Source organism: Rhodococcus sp. YL-1 (assembly GCF_001942025.1).
GTDB lineage: Bacteria > Actinomycetota > Actinomycetes > Mycobacteriales > Mycobacteriaceae > Rhodococcus_F > Rhodococcus_F qingshengii.
The window spans coordinates 5,929,957-5,947,291 of sequence record NZ_CP017299.1; the positions used below are offsets into that span (position 1 = coordinate 5,929,957).

Sequence of the window (17,335 nt, forward strand, 5' to 3'; positions counted from 1 at the left end):
TCACTTGAAGTAACTGGTTCCCAATCTGAACTATAGGCGTCATGACTTACACAGTGCATGGCGCCACCGGCGCACAGGGTTCTCCCGTTCTCGCGGGATTGGTCGCGGCTCTCGCCGGATCGACAGGTGCCGAAGTCCGAGCAATCACCCGCAACCCCGACCAGACGTTCGAGGGTGCGAACACCGTCGTCGCGGACAATGCGTCAGTCGACTCTCTCGCCGACGCTTATCGCGGGGTAGACGGGGTGTTCTTCCACCTGCCACTCGCCGGTGACACCGAGACGCTAGCTGGTTACGCCCACAACGTTCTGGCAGCAGCAAGAGTGACAGGTCCTTCGCGGTTCGTGATCTCTACCAGCGGCACGGTGACCCGCGACGCTACTTCGCCGCTTGCCGGTCCCAACACACCCGTTCTCTCCGAGCTCGTCGACGGACTCCGCGCCGAAGGTATCGCGGTGACCGTCCTGACCCCGCGTTTGTTCCTCGAGAATCTTCTTCTGCCCACCGTGCTGTCGGGGGTGAAAGACGAAGGGGTCCTGCGTTACCCACTGCGTGCCGATCTCGCGGTCGCATGGAGTTCACATCTCGACGTCGCTGATGCAGCCGTTGCGGCCCTGACTCTCGACGTAGCACCGGACGCGGTCGACATCGGACAGATTCCGGCGATCACCGGCATCGAACTGGCCGAGGCATTCGCCGAACACTTCTCGCGCGCGGTAACTTTCGAAGCCGTGACGCCCGATGCCTTCGGTGCGTCGATTGCGCCGATCATCGGAGGGGGCGCAGCAGCCGGGGTTTCCCAGCTCTACACGGGACTCGAATCTGCCGACAGCGTCGCGTTCGACTCCGCGACGGGTTCTGCCGTTGCCTTGGGCATCGTCGCCCGCAGCACCCGGGCCTGGCTGGTAGATCTCGGAGTGAACTGACCGGAGCAACGCAATCGGCCGGCTCCGCGAAGTATCGCGTGGAGCCGGCCGATTTCCGGGGTTACCGGTGCGTGCGGGTCTTCAACTGGCGGTTCAGCTGCCGACTCCCGAAGTCCAGACCGGCACCGTCACTGGTGGCCAGCACGGTGAGTCCAGCGGCGACCAGCAACGAAATAAGCACAACGCTCATGGTGAGTCACCTTTCTTCCTGTCGTGAAACGGTTTTGCGCCTCCGGGAAATGTCGACATATCCGGCACCCCACTTCAGCTGACCTCAAAGTATCTGTAACTATGGGTTACGCGCAATGTGTGGTCCCTCACCTGAAAGCGCAGGGTGATGCGCAGATCACGCTGCGTTCGACGGCGGACTTACCTGGCCAGAACCATATTCACGAACTCGTCGGCGAGCGCCTGAGCGTCCGCACCGCTGCCAGGAACCACATCGGGCGCACTGTGTACCAATTGCATCTGCCCCAGGTACATCGAATAGGCAAGTACGCCACGATGTTCCGCTTTCTGCCTGTCCATCCCCAGATCGACCAACAACGTCACGATGTAGGTAACTCGACGCTCGGTGACACGTCGAACCGCCGCCGAAACCAAAGGATGGCCGATCCCGGCAAGCAGTTCCAACTCCGCACGGCGACCGGCCAATCCGGTCGTGACCGAATCCACCAGACGACGCAACCTCACCTCCGCCGGTTCACCAGAGGACTCGACGGAGGAGATCAGTCTCTCGGTTGCCAAAACTTCCCACCGGCCGAGCGCAGCTTGCAGCAATTCGTCGCGGTTGGCGAAGTGCCAATAAAAGGAACCCTTGGTCGATCCGAGCGTGCGCGCCACCTTTTCCACTGCAACTGCATCAGGCCCATGGCTTGTCAGAGCCTGGAAAGCTGCATCGATCCACTGGTCACGAGAGAGTCGGGCGCGGGCATTCGTCACCTCCGTACGGTACCGTATGGGTAAGTTCCATACGGCACCGTACGGAGGACGAAATGACACTCGCTTTCAAGGCAATGCCTGCACCGGACTGGGCAGAAGCCACCACGATCACCATCCCGGCTGTTCCGACCCATACATCCGAGGAGTGGGCGCAGGCAGTCTTCGACGTCAGGAATGTCCCCGCACCCGTCCTCGCGATGTTCTGGCTCAGGGAGCGGATAGTCGGACTGCTCGGCATCGCCAAGGGACGCCCCGACACCTTTGCCGTCGACAAGATCGCCGACGGCGAGGCCCTCATCGAAGCGGACGAGAAACACCTACGATTCGTCGCCTCGGTTCAGGCCGACAACGACGCCGGCCTCCTGCACGTCGTCACCGCCGTGGAGCTGAAGAACCGCGCGGGTCGAATCTACTTCGCCCCCGTTCAGGTACTGCACGGCGTGATCACGCGGGCAATGATGACGTCTGCTCGAAAGCGCCTGTGCACGTGATCAACCGTCCGGGCCGCCCCTGAGTTCGAGACTGATCTGATCGGCATCCAGCGCGGCAAGTGCCGATCCGAGCATCCGTGCGTCGAACACGCCATCGTCACGTGCGTCGAGCAGTGCCTGACGCTGCGCTTCGATCACGTCGAGGCGGATCCTCTTCTTCGACCGACCCTCTGGCGGAACGACACTCGCAGCAGCATCTTCGAGGAGGTCGAGCAACCTGCGATGCTCGTCTAGTTCGGATTCGGTGAGGTCCTGCGCTGCCGGACCGGTCGCCACTACGACGCGCTTCAACGTCCCACCCTGAAGGATCAACGAGCCTGCTGCCACCAGGAACGCAACCAAGATCAGGAGCGATCGACTCGGGGTGTCTTCCGGCAGAGTCTGCGCTGCAGCCAGAGTGACCGCCCCGCGCATGCCGGCCCAGATGACGATCGTGCCTTCACGCCATCCCAACGGCGCAGCGAGGTAGTAGTCGATATCGGCAACCGTCCGCCGAACCCGAACCTTGAACCTTTCCATCTGATTCGCCGAAGGTGCCCGGCGCCTGCTGCGTCGTTCGTCTGGCGGGTAATCCTCGGGATTGTCGAGGCGATTCGCGATGTCGGAGAGTCTGGGTTTCATGCGTTCACGAAAATTCGCCCGCGCTTGGAGCGCTCGCAGGAGCGGGGCCACGTACAGAGCCCGCACCAAGATCGTGAGGAACAGTGCACCCGCCGCCACGAAGACCGCCGTGGATATGCCCTCGTGGTCGACCCGGACATCGTCGACTATCGACGAGAGTTCGAGGCCCATCACCAGGAAGATCGCACCTTCGAGGACCAATTCGACTGTGCGCCAGTTCTGGGAGTCGGACAACCGGTGTCGCGGTGACAGCTTCCGAGGAGCGTCGTAGCCGGTGACGAGCCCGGCCACGACTGCAGCAACCAACCCTGACGCACCCAACTCTTCGGCGGGGATCGCCGCCAGAAACGGCACCGTGAACGAGATGACCGTGTTGACCGTCGAATCGGTGACACGGGCGCGAACCATCAGGTTGACCTTGCCGACGACAACTCCGATGACCGCGGCCACGACGACGGCAAAAGCGAACTTGCCCAACACACTCCACAGCGACACCGATGCGGCGGCCCCGGCGATGGCAGTACGCAACAGAACCAGAGCGGTGGCGTCGTTGAGCAGGCTTTCGCCTTCGAGGATCGACACCACCCGCGGCGAGACCGGGAGTTTCTTGACGATGGACGTCGCGACGGCATCCGTCGGGCTCACGATCGCACCGAGTGCAATGCCCCACCAGATACCGAGTCCTGGTATCACCCAGGAGAAGAACACACCGAGAACAAGCGCACTCACGACCACGAGCAGAACGGAAAGCCCACCGATGGCACCGAACTCACGCCGAAACTCCATCGACGGCATCGAGACCGAGGCGGAGTACAGCAGTGGCGGAAGCACGCCTGCCAGAATCCATTCCGGGTCGATGTCCACTGCTGGGACAAATGGTAAGAGGCTGACAACGATCCCGGCCATCACCAGAATCAACGGTGCTGCGACTCCGATCCGCGCTCCGAGCGTCGAGGCCGCGACGATTCCGAGCAGTCCGAGCACCACGATGATCAGAGCATCCACTGCTTCCCCCTGTACCCCCGGATTTGTGTCTGGCTCTTTCTACACCTTTGCCGGAGACGGGGGCGAGACCTGCCAGGCAACGGCGATCAGAACAACCGTGAACGCCGATGCGGGCCACAGAGCGTGAAGACCGATCCACCGATGAACGAGCGCACCGACCACCGCGCCCGCGATCAACCCCGCGCACATCCCGAAGTGCTGCAGCCACGCCCACTTCGGGCCACCCAGAAAGGCTCCGGTCAGACGCTGGCCCATCTTGACCAGCGCACCGGTCATGTACGTGACACCGATCGTCACCTCGCCGTCGCGCTGGAACACCGAGTTGACGGCTCCCATCGCCAAGGCCATCGCCGAGATCGCGCCGGGGGTGACGTCGAGGCTGCTCATCACCGAACCGATGGACAGCAGCCCGGCTACAACCGCGAGCACCGTGACCTTGCGAGCCCGGACCGAATAGCGCTCCGTGAAGTGGGTGACGACGGTTCCCAGCGCGATTCCCAGGAGGAAGAGCACGATGATTCCGCCGGCAACTCTCGCGGTCGACCACACCCCGTCGGCAAATGCGACGCTCGCCTGCGTCATGTTGCCGCTCATGAACGAAACGAAAGGCCCACCGAGCGTGATGAATCCGAGCGCGTCGACGTAACCGGCCAACCCGGCGAGCGCTGTCGCCAGGCCGATCAGCGACCTGCTGTATCCCGTCACCCGACGAGCTCGGTTCAGCTCAGCTTGCTGGTGCGCAGCTCGTGGCCCTTGGACGTCTTGCAGCGGCCGGTCTCGAGATCCCACTGCCAGCCGTGCAGATCGCAGGTGAGGTTGGTGCCGTCGACGACACCGAACTTCGACAGGTCCGCCTTGAGGTGGGGGCAACGACGCTGAATCTCGTACCCGCCCAACTCGATAGACGCGCTGTCGTCGTGGGCCTCGGCGAACCAGCCGTCGGCGTATGCGATGCGCTCGTCGGTGAGGCACTTGAAGAACGTGTAGAGAAATTCGTTGTACCCACCGATGCGCCACGCCGTGAAGCGTGTCGACAGGAAGATGGTGTTGACCCAGTCGGGCTCGTCGTCACGCAGAACGGTGCGAACCAGTTCGGGAGCGATGCGGAAGCCGTAGCGGTACTTACCTTCTCCGTCGATGGGCTCACGAACGATCCGCTTCGGGAAGTCGAGGACGACCGTCTCCTCTCCCATCACGAGTCCGACGGGGTAGCCGATTCCGTCGCAGATCAGATCGGACTGAGCCATGATCGGCTCGAACTTGGCCTTGAGACCGTCGAGCAGCGGCTCGCCTTCGGCCGGAGCCCACGTGGCCTTCTGCGCGGCGATGACCGGTGCCATCTTCTGCGCCATCTTCTCGATGTACTCGGCCTTGTTGGAGAAGATCTTGTCGACGTCTGCGTCCGGGATGGGATGCGTCAGCGCGACCTTCTCGCTTCCGCGAAGTTCGACGGCCGAGCCGGGGATCATCAGCAGACCACGATCGTTGCCGTTGATGCGCATCTGCTCGAGGAACGTGATCTGGTCGGGGAAGATGTTTCCCTCGTCGCCGTGATCGTCGTTGAGGTAACGCAGGTCGTCGTCGAGGAAGACCGGCGGGCCGGCCGACGGAACAACCCAGGCAGCGTCGACCTGGGAGATGTAGTTGCGGCAGCGGTCCATGCCGCGCTGACGCTTCTGCTTGCCGAAGTTGCGCTTGGTGCCCTTCGGGATGTCGTAGACCATCGGGTACCAGATCGCGCCCGAGTACTGCAGCAGATGGATGTCGACCTTCCCGAAGGCGTCGGTCAGCGGGTCCAGATCGACGGGCCTGGCGTCGTTCATGTTGAAACAGGTGGTTTCCCCGTCCGAGACGACGAGGCCCGAGTCACCGATCGGACCGTCCGCGGGAGCGCGCAGAGCGATGATCATGATGTCGAGATCGCCCTTGGGACCGCTGACGGTGTGCTTGACGGAGTCTTCCGTCTCGAAGAACTTGTGGAAGCCGAGCTTCTCGAGTTCACGCTTGAGGTCCGGCACCGGGTAATCGGGGAGCAGGACTGTGGCGTCCTTGTTGACGTGCGCGATCAGATTCTTCGGATCGAAGTGGTCCTTGTGCAGGTGCGAGACGTAAAGGTAGTCGCAGTTGCCCAGCGCGTCCCAGTCCAACTCTGTGTTGTCGGGGAACGGCACCCAGGACGCAAAATACGTCGGGGTCACCCATGGATCACACAGGATGGATCCGGCCTCGGTCTGGATGTGAAATCCTGCGTGGCCGACGCTGGTGATCTGCATTGCAACCTCCGAAATCGTACTGCTGGTCAACTCAGCATAGTCGGCGCGATCAGGGCCAAATCGCGATCGAGGAGGCGGCCGGTTGTGACGTCATGCACGTCAGAGGTCGAAAGTGGGTTGTGAATCAGACCTGCCGGTGACGCGGACAACACTCTCTGTGCTGGCGTGTTCGCCGTATTTCTTGGCGTTCGCGGGAGCTGTTTCAGCATTCCCGAAGACAGCCCCTAAGGCTAACCTAACAAGCATGACTCGACTCCTTTCTCCCTCCACGACCGATCGCGACTACTGGGCGATCGTGGACAACCTGACGCGACGCGGTTTCTTCGGCGTCGGCGCGGGCGTCGCTGCGGCCGCGTTACTCGCCGCCTGCAGCAGCACGGAAAGTTCGACGCCCGACAACGCGGAGACCTTCGAGTTCACGCGCGGCGACGAGAAGCTGATCATTCCGACGGACCCGCAGAACGTCGTTGCCCTCGATCCACGGGACGGCCTCGAATTGTCGATCCTCGCCGGATACCCGGTGACCGCCTACCCGACCGGCGCCGCCGAACACCTGCGCCGTGAGGTCCCGGATGCCACGGGTGTCGAGATCTTCGCCGAAGGTGCTTCCGATCCCAACTTCGAATACATCTCGACCCTCGGCGCAGACCTTCTCGTCCTCAGCGCAGGCTGGTGGGACACCGGGTCGTACGGCAACGACCGGATGCAGCAGATCGCACCGGTCCTGCCCGTCGGCAAGGACTTCACCCCGGAATGGCGGAAGGTCATGTCGGACTTCCTCACCGGCATCGGGCGCAGCGATCGCGCCGAAGAAGTACTCGCCGAGTACGACGCCCATGTAGCTCAGGTCCGCCCGACCGTCGAACCGCTGATGGCCGGCAAGAAGGTTGCCTTCGTCGCCGCCGCGGAGGATCAGATCGCGTGGTTCCAGAACGATTTCCGCACCGCCGTCGCCGAGGACCTGGGATTCGAGGTGCTCCGTGAAGGCCCCGACCTTCGCGTGATGCTCGGATCGGAGCAGTTCAACCGTCTCGAAGAAGCCGACGTCATCTTCGCCTTGGATCGCAGCGCCTCCGGCAGCGTGTACACCTCGCCGACGTGGCAGCGTCTGCCCGCCGCGCAGGCTGGTCGAGTGATTCCCTTCGACTACTACAAGGCCGCGGGATACGCCTTGACCGCCAAGGTTCTCGTCGACGACTTGGCGGCCGGGGTCAAGCGGTAGAACCCGACCTTCGTCGACCCGACGGGGCCCCGATCATTCGGCACCGGCGGCTCGTCCTGTCACGCGGTCCCGAAACTCGCGGAACGCTTGGAAACCACCGGTGAGCGCCCGCGCCAGTTCCTCGGCGCTGTCGACCCAGACGACGTCCTCCAACTCGGAAACGTCGTCGGGCTCGTGATTGCGCTGGGGAACGAGAAACGTCGGGTCACCCTGAGGGTTGACGATCAGGAACCCAGCGGCCGCGCAGAGGTCGTAGACGAACGCGCACTCGGCAGGCGACAGCGTCGCGTGGAAGATTCCACCACTGAGTGGATCGCTCTGCTCGAGCGAGTCGAGATGAAGGTCGGAGAAGGCCCCGTCGATCGTCAATGCCCTGTCGTCACGGTCGACGATCTCGCCTCCGTACGGGCTCTCGACCACGCGCAGCCCGTGCTGATCGAGGAAAGCGGCGACCGCCGCCCGATCAACATCGAGTTGCACGTCCTTCGTCACCCGCATGAAGTGCAGCGAGAAACCCATCGATCCCCCTCGTCCATTCGCGACGCACGTGATGCGCTCGCCAGTACCTCGACAGCCGAGAAGCGTCAAAACTACCTCTCGAGTAGGGTCCGGATCGCCTCGACCACTTCGGCAGGCGCCTCTTCTGCCATGAAGTGACCTGCGGACAGCGTGCGGTGCTCGAGATCGGGCGCCCACGCTTTCCACAGGGCCTCGGCGTCGTAGCCGAGCATCGAGCCCCAGTCCTGCTGAATGACCGTGACCGGCATGTGCAGTTGGTTGCCCGCCTCCCGATCGGACTGATCGTGTTCGATGTCGATGCCTGCCGACGCCCGGTAATCGGCAACGATCGACGGCACCGCCTCCCGTGAGGCGCGCAGGTATTCCGCCCGCACGTCTACCGGAATCGCTTCGCGGTTCTGCGTCCACACGTCGAGAAAGTACTCGAAGAACGCATCGGCGCTGGCGCTGATCATCTGCTCGGGAAGACCAGGTGGCTGAGCCATGAGATAGAGATGGAACGCCACAGCAGCATTCGATCCATGCAGGATGTCCCACATATCCAGGGTGGGGAGCACGTCCAGCGAGCCGAGTTGCGTGATCACATCCGGATGATCCAGCCCCGCTCTGACGGCAACCAGTGCGCCACGATCGTGGCCGACGAGGGCAAACTTCTCGTGTCCCAATTTCCTGGCCACCTCGACGATGTCGGCAGCCATTGTTCGTTTGGAGTAGGTGTCCGGGTTTTCCTCGACCGGTTTGTCGCTGGCTCCGTATCCGCGTAGATCCGGGCAGATGACGGTGTGATCCGACGCCAAGGCAGTGGCTACGTGACGCCACATGAGGTGAGTCTGAGGGAAGCCGTGCAGGAGGACGAGTGGTGTTCCGCTTCCGCCGACCGCGACGTTGAGCCGCACTCCGTCTGCTGTGGAAATCTGCTGGTAGTCGAAGCCTGGAATGGTGATAGTCATCGGTCGCTCTCGTTAGTCGGGGTGATGGCAGGTCGGGGTGATGGCAATCAGCTTCGCCGCAGTCGATGAGCGTTCGATGAGCGCGATAGCGTGGGGAAATGCGAGACCACACATTTGAAGCCCCGGCTTTCGGAGTGCTCGGACCCGTGGTCGCGTGGAACGAGTCTTCACACCAGATCGATCTGAAGGGTCCACGACACCGAGCGGTCCTCGCTCGTCTCGTCGTCGCCCGCGGACGTGTTGTTCCCGTGGACGTGATTGTCGACGACCTCTGGGTCGATCCTCCGTCCGGCGCTACCAGCGCAATACGTACGTTCGTTTCCGCTTTGAGGCGTGCGCTCGAACCGGATCGCGCGCCGCGAAAGAAGCCGAAAGTCATTGTCACCGAAGGGCCCGGTTACGCCTTTCATGCAGCACCCGACGCGGTCGACGCTTGGGAATTCGAAAGACTGGTGCGTGAAGCCGCGGATTCGACGCCGGCAAAATCACTCGAACTGCTCCGAACCGCGCTGCAGCTGTGGAGAGGGCCGGCCTACGCGGAGTTCGCCGACGAGCCTTGGGCCCGAACGGAGCGATCACGCTTGGAGGAACTGCGTCTGGCTGCCGTCGAACGCTTGGCATCCGCGCAGCTCGATCTCGGGCGAGCTGCCGAAGCGATTCCCGATCTGGATGCCCACGTGACGGAACACCCTTGGCGTGAGGAGGGTTGGCGACTACTCGCTCTGGCGCTGTACCGGTCCGATCGTCAAGGCGATGCTCTGGCAGTCCTACGTCGCGCACGGAAGTTACTCGCCGAAGAGTTGGGCATCGACCCTGGTCCACGACTGAACGACCTCGAGTCCGACATTCTCCGCCGGGAAACCCGCCTGGATCCTGTAGGGGCAGAACAGATCTTCAGTCAGGTTTCGGCAGCGTACGACCGGACCGTAGCGGCAGGATCGAAATCGAGATTGGAGTCAACCGTCGGCCTCCTCCGAAGTTTGGCAGTTGCGGGCGGAAGCGGACTCGAGACTGCCCGAAACCAACGACTGACAATCATCGGCGCCGCTGAACAATTGGACGATGTCGAACTCACCGCGCGGATCATCGGCAATTACGACGTGCCCGGGATCTGGACGCGATCCGACGATCATCGGCAGGCTACGCAGATCGTCGAGGCCGCTCAGCGCACTCTCGATCGACTTCCGGCCGGCAACGAACCCGCTCGGGCGAGACTGTTGGCGACAATCGCACTCGAATCGCGCGGACTGCCCGGTCATCACGGTCTCGAATGTGCCCGTGCCGCAGTACAGATCGGTCGCGCTCTCGACGATCCAGGGCTCCTGGCCTTCGCTCTGAACGGATTGTTCATGCAGACGTTCTGGACTACCGGTCTGGCCTCCGAGCGCGACGACATCGGCCGTGAACTGGTCGACCTCGCCATTCGACACGGCCTGGCTACCTTCGAGATCCTCGGCCATCTGATCCGCATGCAAGCCCTCAGCGCCCTTGGGCAATTCGATGCAGCCGAGCTACATGCCGAGACGGTTGATCGATTGGCCGGACGTCACGAACGCCCATTGGCAGCGGTGTTCACCACCTGGTTTCGCGCTATGCGTACTGCCGCTGCCGGCGCGGAGGCCGCGCACTGCGAGAAGCTGTACGAAGCTGCGGCGGTCAATCTTTCCGATGCCGGCATGCCGGGTCTCGCGGACGGCATACTCCCTCTCGCAATTCTCGCCCTCCGCGTATGGCGGGGACTGCCGGCGATTTTCGACCCGACCACGCAGTGGGGCCCGTACGAACCCTGGGCCCGGCCACACCTGCTCATCGCACAGGGGCAGACGAACGAAGCAGCGAAGGCCGTCGAGGCATTGCCGGACCCGCCCGAAGACCTACTCTCCGAGGCACTGTGGTGCTTGACTGCCGCAGCGGCGACTGCAGTCGGCGACCGTCGAGTCAAGGAGCGTGCGCGAGCGGCGCTCCTACCTGCCGCCGCCGAAATAGCCGGCGCCGGAAGCGGAATGCTCGCCGTGGGACCCGTCTCGCACTACCTGGCCGAATTGGAGCAGGGCTGAACCGTCAGGTGAATGCAATCACCGTCTCACCCCACGCCTCCCGGATCTCGCGGTCGAGATCAGCGACGACCGCATCGCGTTTGTCGATCAACAGTGTCGAGCGTGTGTCGGTGTCGTAAGTGGGCCACCCCGGGTCCGCACCCAGTTCGCGATCGTCCCCGGCGTCGTAATCGCCTGCAGCTCTGGCAAAGTCCAACCACCTCGCCTGCATGCGCTCAGAGACATGACGCGCCGCGCTCAAGCCACCCAACTTGTAGGTAATGTCTCGTGCCCCGTGGTTGATGTTGCCGAAGACGTAGGCAAGTTCGGTGCCGTGGGTCGCACCGATCTTCAGCGCCTTGAGCATCGGCGGCGCGTAGTCGAAGCGATACAACCACGTCGGCGCAACCTTGCTGTGCGCCTCGGCGATCCACAACGTAGGCAGCCGGAATCCGAAATCACGGGTCAAACCGAGACCGGCGCCCAGCTTGGACAGTCCCGAATACGCGCCTTCGATTTGAGAATGATCCGGTAGCTCGAGTCCTGGATGCTCGTCGGCGATCTCCGCGAACATCGACGTGATCACGACGGGATCGATCGGCATCAACGGCGACTTCATCATCCGGAAGAGCGAAGATTCGTCCTTGTTGGTTCCGATGATCAGCGGAATCGGGTGTGCATTGCCGTGACGGAACGCGCGCACCGGGTAGTCAGGGAGCAGATCACCGTCGACGATCGGCGCGAACGCCAAAGTGCCAGGCGTCTCCTGGGGGACGCGAGCAAACAGTTCGTCTGACGGCCCGATCAAGTCTTCGGCAGACGTGGACCGCAACAGACCCAGATCGCTTCCGCCGCTGAAGATCTCGAGAAACAGCTTCGCGACGATCTCACCACGTTCACTACCGTACACCGAAGTGGCGGGCGAACTTTCGGCAATAGCGCGATGAAACAGGCCGCGAGCGGACGGGACGGTCATCAGCGTCGTCACCGCGCCGCCACCTGCCGACTCGCCGAACAACGTCACTTTGTCGGGATCGCCACCGAAAGCCGCGATGTTGCCTTGAACCCATTGCAGCGCTGCAATCATGTCGCGGAGAGCGACATTGGGCTCGAAGGTATGTTCACTCGAATTGAAGGACGAGAAATCGACGAAGCCGAACACACCGATGCGGTAGTTGATCGAGACGACGACAACGTCGCCGTTCTCAGCCAATGTGGTTGCGTCGAAAAGTGGTTGGCTGGACGCTCCGCGGAAATACGCTCCGCCGTGAATCCAGACCATCACCGGTTTACCCGGCGCATCAGAACCGACGGGGCCCGGTGCCCACACGTTGAGGAACAGGCAGTCTTCGTCCATCGGAACGTTCTCACCGAGCGGGATCATCGCGAGTCGACTTTGCGGCTCACACGGCCCGAATTCTGTTGCGTCCTGGACCTCGGTCCATGGCTTCGGCGGAACCGGCGCGCGAAATCGCAGCGGACCGACCGGAGGTGCCGCGTAACGAATCCCCTTCCAACTCGACACCGAGCCTTCCGTCGATCCTCGAACCGGCCCGTACGTTGTCTCGACTACCGGCGCTTCGCTGGGTGTGATCGTCATTCGATTTCTCCTCGAAAACAAGTTGCTACTTCGACAGGGCTTCGACAACGTGCGAGAGTTCCAATGCTGCCAGCATCAGGAACAAAACGGTCATGATTGCCGCATTGTGGCGGATCAGAGTGCTTTTGGTGGCGCTCAGTGCATCGGTCACCTTCGCCGAGGGCACGGCAGCCAATGCTGACAGCACGATCAAAGCGATGGACGCCCCTACCGCGAACAGGACGGAGTACGCGATCACTGATACCCAGCCGAGGTGCCCGCCACCGATGATCGAACCTGCCTTGAGTTCGAGCGGCAGGTTCTTCGCGTTGGGTACGGTCAACAACAGTCCCAGGACCGCGGCTTTGGCCGGTTGCATCGAGTCGATCTGCGCCAGCCACGACGGCATCGCCGGCTCGGCATCGTCTTTCGGACGGCTACGCCAACTCGAGTATGCGAGCGCCAGAAAACCGACAGTGAACACGACGGCGAACACCGTCTGGACGGTATGCGCGCTGCCGCTGGACTTCGATTCCACTCCGGTGGTCGAAAGTGCCGTCGCTGCTGTGATCGCTGTCGCGGCCAGCACGATGCTCGCGGTGTACGCGAATGCATTTGCCTTCGCCCGAGTGGACAGTAGGATCGCGATGATCGCAACCAGAGGAATCGGGCTGATGACGACGCCGGTGGCGAGTGGGATGAGCTGCGCAGTAATCGATTCCATTTCTGCGACCGTACAAGCGGCCAATCCGGCCATTGGCGAAACGTTCGGCCTCCACGACATCGCCACTCACGGTGTCACAGAAGCACGGCTGTGAGGACCACCCGGTCTTCCTCTTCGACAAGTTCGAGGGACGTTACCGTACCGGCGAGCGATTCAAGCCCGATCCCTGAGTCCCGTGCCACCGGCAGCCGACCCGGCGAACTGATCCGCACTACTACCGCCCGAGCATCGGCGAGTGTCACCTCGAGGAAGACGGGCCCTCCTGCACCGTGTTTCACGGCGTTGGTCAGTCCCTCCGACAGGATCTCCACCACGCTGTCGAGCCGAGCGGAGCCGGAACCGATCACCGCCCAGACTTCGTCGTCGACGTGACTGACGACCGGAATTGCGTAGCGCCACACCGTGACAAGATCATCGATACGCTTTCGGGCATCGGAGTCAGCCGGCTGATCGGATGACGCAGACAGGTCGCTTTCCAAGCCGTCGAGAATGTGGGCAATGGTTGCCGCAACATCGACTGGGCGACCGGCAACGGCGCCCGAAGACCATGCGGCCGCTACGAGTTCGCCCTGCACCGACGAGTGCAACAACCTGGCCAGTCCACGTCGGGTGTGCATGAGCTCGGCATGGATACGAGCTGCATCGAGCGCTTGCCGGCTCAGGGCACTGCGGAGTTGACGCTCCTCGTCCTGACGCTGCGTATCCGCAGCCCTGATCAGGCAGACGGACAGCGCAACCAACGGGTAGACGGCCATCGACGAGAAATAGAAAGTCGGGGTACGGCCGAACACCGTCAGGAGCAGCCACGTCGCGGTACTGCTGATCAGCGCACTCGAGCAGTACACCGCAGAAAGAGTCGCGATCCGTCTCAGAGGGCCGTCTCCGCTGCTGACAACTCGGCGAGCGCACGCATTGCCACCGACGAAGAGCCAGAAATCGACGCCGAGCTGGACCGCCGTGAACGTCACGCCGTAAGTCGTGAGCAGGTAGACGGTCACCAGTGCCGTGTACGCGAACACCGGTACGTACAGTGGCGCCGGTTCAACGCTGCGTACGACGCCGATCAGTCGATCTCTCGCCGTCAGCCGCACAGTCGGCGTCGGTGATTCGATCGGGGGAATCTCCCGGAACAGTCGATGACTCATCGGGCGAACCACGTCGTCGGAGATTCGCTTCAAGAGAGCTGCTCCTCGCACTCCCTCGAGTTCCGTTTCAGCAACCGCGTGCATGACCGTCTCGATACTGCGCTCGAGCTCTCGCCGACACTGCGCACGGGTTTGGCCGAGGCGGAATCGATCCCGGGTCTGTTGGAGTTGGACGGCGGCCCCGGCAACCTTCAAACTCCGTTGCAGCGCGAGGCGGTCACGGAGAGCGCTTACCAGTACGGCGGTCAACGACAAGAAGACAACGCTGCACGCGACGTTGAGTGCCACCCGGACGAGCATCGGTCTGGGGTCGACGGGGAGTTCGAGCGCGCGGGTGATCGCGTCGAGGACGAACGGGCGGATCGCGCCGATCACTGCGAACAGGGCCAGGGCTGCGAGCTGCGATCGGTGTGCTGCAAGAACAGCCCTCGCCATCAGCAGCATCACCCCGACAACGCAGTGGGTCGCGAAGGCGCCGACTGCCATCACGCCTACTTCGCGCACCCCGGTACACAGGTAGTAGTTGGCCATCACGGTCACCGCGAACGGCAGCGTCAGAATCCAGGACCACTTGGTGACGATGTTCCGATCACCGAGTCGAAGCCACCACTCGCGCGGGTTCACACCGAGTCGGTCACTTCGGGCACACCGAAATGGCGGATGAAGATACTCGCAGCAAGCACTCGCGGATTGGTGGACGAATCGTGCGTCAATCCCAGGCTCTCGAGAGTGCGCGCGATGAGCTTCTCCACACCTCGGATCGAGGACCCACGATGCGCTGCGATTGCGCTGTTCGACCACCCGAGCGAGATGTAACGCAGAAGATCGAGCTGTGATCTGGTGAGGCTCGACAAGGCGGAGTCCGGATCACTCCCGAGCGCCGGTGGCTCGGTTTCCGTCAACGCGGCCTCCACTACGCCGATCAACTGATCCGCCGACTGGACAGCCGCCTTGTCCACGAACAGCGATTTCGGCGGCACACCCGCAGAACCTGGCGCTGTCGATGCGTTGGGGTAGTTCGTCAGGAACACGATCGCGCAATGCGGAGCCTTCACGGTGACGATGTTCGCGAGATCGACGCCGTTCGGCCGCACGCCAAGGTCGATGTCCGTGACCAAGAGGTCAGGATCGAATCCGTCGAACTCCGTGAGCGCTTCGACCGCCGATCCGGCCGTATGGACCACGAACCCGGCGTGTGTGAGCGTGTCACCGACGAGCGCACGCATCAGTGGTTGGTCTTCCACCACCAACACCCGTCGCACCCACTGGCTGGTCTCCATGACCAGAGATTAACCGTTGGGAGAGTGCGTATTCGACCGAGCAGGTGGTGACGGATTCCGAGTAACACGGCAGTTATCAACCATGCGGGTTCCAAGCATTTCGCCCGATATGTCCCAAGCGTCGGGGCGCAGGGTGTTCCGAGTCCACACCCCTTCGACCATCAGGACGGGCCATGACCGCACCGATCACCCCGAAGAACACCGCAGTAAGACGAGCCACTCTGCTGGCAGTATGCGTGAGCACCGCAATGCTCATGCTCGACATCGCCGTCGTCAACACCGCCCTGCCGTCGATCGCATCCGATCTCGATACCGGAGTCAGCGCCCTGCAATGGGTGATCGACGCGTACACGCTGGCATTGGCGACGGTCGTTCTCAGCGCCGGATCGTGGGCAGACCGACGGGGTCGACGCCATGTTTTCGTCATCGGCATTCTGTGGTTCACCACGGCATCTCTGTTCTGCGCTCTGGCGCCGAACATCTGGGTGCTCGACCTCGCGCGGGCCGCTCAGGGTATCGGCGGTGCCGTACTCTTCGCCTGCTCACTTGCCTTGCTGGCGGACGTGTTCGAGAAGGGTCCCCAGCGCGCGACTGCTCTGGCTGCATACGGCGCCACGATCGGGGGCGCGTTTGCCGTCGGCCCACTGGTGGGCGGGTTGCTCACCGAGTTGTTGGATTGGCGCGCAATCTTTTTGATCAACGTTCCGATCGGGTTGATCACACTGGCGATGACGGTGCGGTGGGTTCCCGAGTCACGCGATCCTCGGCCTCGCCGCGCGGACGTGCCCGGGCAGATTCTGGTGTCCACCGGCCTGGCAGCTCTGGTGTTCGGTTTGTTACGCGGTAACGAGGATGGGTGGTTCGAGCCGCAGCCGATGATCGCCGCGGTGATCGCCGCGGCCGCCATGATCGGTTTCTCCCTGCACGAGCTTCGTACCACCGAGCCCATGCTGCCCCCACATCTGCTCGCCAATCGGGCCTTCGCCGGAGCGCAGATCGCAGCGTTCTCGATCTCCGCCTCCCTGTTCGCGGTGTTCGTCTACACGACCATCTACCTGCAGAACGTGCTGCATCTGTCTCCCGTGGACGCCGGCCTGGTGTATCTACCGGCGACGATAGCGATGTTCGTCGTCGCGGGCGCCACCGCGAAATTGGACGGGCGCATCCCCGTCTCGGTCTCGTTGACGTGCTCGCTTCTACTCGTCTCGGTGGGGCTGGTCATGATGACCGTCGTCGACGTGACCAGTTCGCCGTACGCGATACTTCCCGGATTTGTTGTCGCGTGCGTGGGGGCCGGGGTGTTCAACCCCGTCATGAGTGGGTTGGTTCTGGGCGAAAGCACTTCGAACCATTCCGGATTGGCCGCAGGGATCAACGACGCGTTCCGGCAGACCGGCATCGCAGTCGGGGTTGCCGTGCTCGGCGCCTTCCTTCCGGCGCAGTCGATGCTGCCCGGCGGACCACCGGACGACTTTGTCGGTGGACTTCGGTTGGCACTGTTTGTCGCAGCCTTCATCGCAGCTCTCGGTGCGTTGGTCTGTGCGGCGACGCTGCGCACTACCAGCGTCAACCAGACTCTCTCCGAGGAATCCGAGCAGATGTTGACGAGAACTAGTTGACCG

The 17,335-nt window shown here is 62.7% G+C and carries 16 protein-coding genes; 5 read left to right on the top strand and 11 right to left on the bottom strand.

The genetic code is table 11. The features are described from left to right. The first annotated feature begins 41 nt into the window (after positions 1-41). Entirely contained in the window at positions 42-926 is an 885-nt protein-coding gene (locus tag BH682_RS27645) for an SDR family oxidoreductase (protein ID WP_058038408.1), read from the top strand. Positions 927-987: 61 nt separating this feature from the next. Here BH682_RS27645 and BH682_RS37120 read toward each other — a convergent pair whose 3' ends face one another. Together BH682_RS37120 and BH682_RS27650 are read right to left on the bottom strand one after the other, a co-directional pair. Continuing rightward, positions 988-1,116: a hypothetical protein gene (locus BH682_RS37120; protein WP_003943237.1), complete on the bottom strand. Its 129-nt coding sequence runs from the start codon at positions 1,114-1,116 to the stop codon at positions 988-990. Between the two features lie 179 nt (positions 1,117-1,295). After that, the gene (locus tag BH682_RS27650) at positions 1,296-1,868 is read right to left on the bottom strand and encodes a TetR/AcrR family transcriptional regulator (protein WP_050654987.1); all 573 of its coding nucleotides are present in this window, start codon (positions 1,866-1,868) and stop codon (positions 1,296-1,298) included. A gap of 53 nt (positions 1,869-1,921) precedes the next feature. Between BH682_RS27650 and BH682_RS27655 the strand changes: the two genes are divergently transcribed. Continuing rightward, positions 1,922-2,359, top strand: coding sequence for a DUF2867 domain-containing protein (locus tag BH682_RS27655; protein WP_050654986.1), 438 nt, complete (start codon positions 1,922-1,924; stop codon positions 2,357-2,359). Here the strand turns inward: BH682_RS27655 and BH682_RS27660 are convergent, their stop codons facing one another. From BH682_RS27660 to BH682_RS27670, 3 genes are read right to left on the bottom strand one after another with little or no spacing between them, the layout of a single operon-like run. After that, positions 2,360-3,985 carry a cation:proton antiporter gene (locus BH682_RS27660; protein WP_050654985.1) on the bottom strand — a complete coding sequence of 542 codons (1,626 nt, stop codon included), beginning with the start codon at positions 3,983-3,985 and terminating at the stop codon, positions 2,360-2,362. Positions 3,986-4,024: 39 nt separating this feature from the next. Next, positions 4,025-4,690, bottom strand: a complete 666-nt coding sequence (locus BH682_RS27665) for a YoaK family protein (RefSeq protein WP_003943143.1) — start codon at positions 4,688-4,690, stop codon at positions 4,025-4,027. A 14-nt stretch (positions 4,691-4,704) separates the two neighbouring features. After that, entirely contained in the window at positions 4,705-6,258 is a 1,554-nt protein-coding gene (locus tag BH682_RS27670) for an MBL fold metallo-hydrolase (protein ID WP_003942885.1), read from the bottom strand. A 244-nt stretch (positions 6,259-6,502) separates the two neighbouring features. Here BH682_RS27670 and BH682_RS27675 point away from each other — a divergent pair, with 244 nt between their 5' ends. Then, entirely contained in the window at positions 6,503-7,480 is a 978-nt protein-coding gene (locus BH682_RS27675; protein ID WP_075834789.1) for an ABC transporter substrate-binding protein, read from the top strand. Positions 7,481-7,513: 33 nt separating this feature from the next. Here BH682_RS27675 and BH682_RS27680 read toward each other — a convergent pair whose 3' ends face one another. Beyond that, positions 7,514-7,999, bottom strand: a complete 486-nt coding sequence (locus tag BH682_RS27680) for a hypothetical protein (RefSeq protein ID WP_042922885.1) — start codon at positions 7,997-7,999, stop codon at positions 7,514-7,516. A 71-nt stretch (positions 8,000-8,070) separates the two neighbouring features. Then, complete coding sequence (locus tag BH682_RS27685) at positions 8,071-8,949, bottom strand: alpha/beta fold hydrolase (protein WP_003942926.1); 879 nt, start codon at positions 8,947-8,949, stop codon at positions 8,071-8,073. Positions 8,950-9,047: 98 nt separating this feature from the next. Here BH682_RS27685 and BH682_RS27690 point away from each other — a divergent pair, with 98 nt between their 5' ends. Then, positions 9,048-11,006, top strand: a complete 1,959-nt coding sequence (locus BH682_RS27690) for an AfsR/SARP family transcriptional regulator (RefSeq protein ID WP_075834790.1) — start codon at positions 9,048-9,050, stop codon at positions 11,004-11,006. Between the two features lie 4 nt (positions 11,007-11,010). On the opposite strand, the gene BH682_RS27695 is transcribed toward BH682_RS27690, so the two are convergent. The 4 genes from BH682_RS27695 to BH682_RS27710 form a co-directional block, all read right to left on the bottom strand. Continuing rightward, positions 11,011-12,585 carry a carboxylesterase/lipase family protein gene (locus BH682_RS27695; RefSeq protein ID WP_030536200.1) on the bottom strand — a complete coding sequence of 525 codons (1,575 nt, stop codon included), beginning with the start codon at positions 12,583-12,585 and terminating at the stop codon, positions 11,011-11,013. A gap of 25 nt (positions 12,586-12,610) precedes the next feature. Then, on the bottom strand, positions 12,611-13,288 hold the full coding sequence (locus BH682_RS27700) for a GAP family protein (RefSeq protein ID WP_064113576.1): 678 nt from the start codon (positions 13,286-13,288) through the stop codon (positions 12,611-12,613). Positions 13,289-13,362: 74 nt separating this feature from the next. Further along, on the bottom strand, positions 13,363-15,057 hold the full coding sequence (locus tag BH682_RS27705) for a two-component system, sensor protein (RefSeq protein ID WP_075834792.1): 1,695 nt from the start codon (positions 15,055-15,057) through the stop codon (positions 13,363-13,365). Beyond that, positions 15,054-15,713 (bottom strand): response regulator, encoded by a 660-nt coding sequence (locus BH682_RS27710; RefSeq protein WP_058038412.1) that lies wholly within the window; start codon positions 15,711-15,713, stop codon positions 15,054-15,056. The genes BH682_RS27705 and BH682_RS27710 overlap by 4 nt, the downstream gene beginning before the upstream one ends. A gap of 173 nt (positions 15,714-15,886) precedes the next feature. On the opposite strand from BH682_RS27710, the gene BH682_RS27715 reads away from it, so the two are divergent. Continuing rightward, entirely contained in the window at positions 15,887-17,332 is a 1,446-nt protein-coding gene (locus tag BH682_RS27715) for an MFS transporter (protein ID WP_083954726.1), read from the top strand. Positions 17,333-17,335 lie beyond the last annotated feature (3 nt).